We start from the raw sequence: 1,287 nt of genomic DNA on the forward strand, positions 1-1,287 counted from the left end.
CCAAGCTACAAACATCATTATCCCGTCCGAGATACAGAACCTCGCTGGGTTGGTATTAAGCGTCGCGGAATTTGCGTGGAAGTAGTACTACCCACTATTATTTATCTACTATATAATATCCTCATGTTATGTATTGCTTTTGCCGGTGGGGGGACAGGAGGGCATATTTACCCGGGACTTGCTGTTGCGGCCTAATTGCAAAAAAGGCTCGGCGGCGGGTTTCGGTTATTCTGGGTAGGTTCCTCCGCCGGGATGGATCGCGGCATTGTGCAGGCGGCTGGGCTTGAATTTTTCGGCATCCCTTCCGGAAAACTCAGGCGTTATTTTTCCGTTAGAACTGCCGTTGATTTCTTCAAGGTTATAGCCGGTTATTTCTCCGCAAAAAAAATTCTTAAAAAGCAAAAGGCGCGCCTTCTTTTTTCCAAAGGCGGCTTTGTAAGCGTGCCTCCCTGCGCGGCGGCTTCATCATTAAAAATCCCCGTCTTTACTCACGAGTCCGATTTTAGTCCCGGATTGGCGACAAAAATAAACGCGCGCTTTGTTCTGCGCACAAAAGGGAATATTTTTACCGCTTACGAAGATACCGCTAATTTTTTCCCGCAAAAAGTCCGCCAGAACGTAATTGTAAGCGGAAACCCCGTGCGCGACATTTTTTACGGCGCGGACGCGGCAAAGGGCAGGGCTTTTCTTGGCGTGAAAGACGGCGCAAGGCTTTTGCTGGTTCTTGGCGGCAGTCAGGGGGCGCTTCAAATTAACGAGCTTATCCGCGCCGCTTTGCCTGAGATTACAAAAACGTATACGGTCGTACACCAAATAGGCCCCGGCCAAAAGTGGAATTTGGGCGCGACCGCAACATATAAACCTTTTCCCTTTATTAAAGAGGAGCTTCCACATATAATGTCTGCGGCTGAATTTGTGCTTTCTAGAAGCGGCGCGGGAATATGGGAATGCGCCTTTTTGGGGAAGCCCATGATTCTTGTCCCGCTTGAAGGAAGCGGCACGAGGGGCGATCAGGGGCAAAACGCAGAATATTTCCGCAAGGCGGGAGCCGCGCTCGTGCTGGAAGGAAGCGAAGTAAATCCCACGTCGCTGTTAGGCGCTATTAAAACCTTGGAACAGGATAAAGAAAAGCGCGCGTCTATGGCGGCCGCTTCATTAAAAATAGGGAAAAAAGACGCGGCGGGATTTATAGCGCAAGCCTTGTCCGACAAGATAAAGAAAACGGGTGGAGGATAAGGTGAGTTTTTCTGTAATTGACTTTGTATTCTTAGGAATATTGGGGCTATT

1 pseudogene is annotated in these 1,287 nt (G+C 49.2%); it reads left to right on the top strand.

From position 1 onward, the window contains the following. Positions 1-123: 123 nt before the first annotated feature. Positions 124-1,236, top strand: a pseudogene (murG, locus tag ACYVTD_RS13065) (undecaprenyldiphospho-muramoylpentapeptide beta-N-acetylglucosaminyltransferase). Positions 1,237-1,287: the final 51 nt, after the last annotated feature.

This window comes from Treponema sp. R6D11 (genome assembly GCF_054786075.1).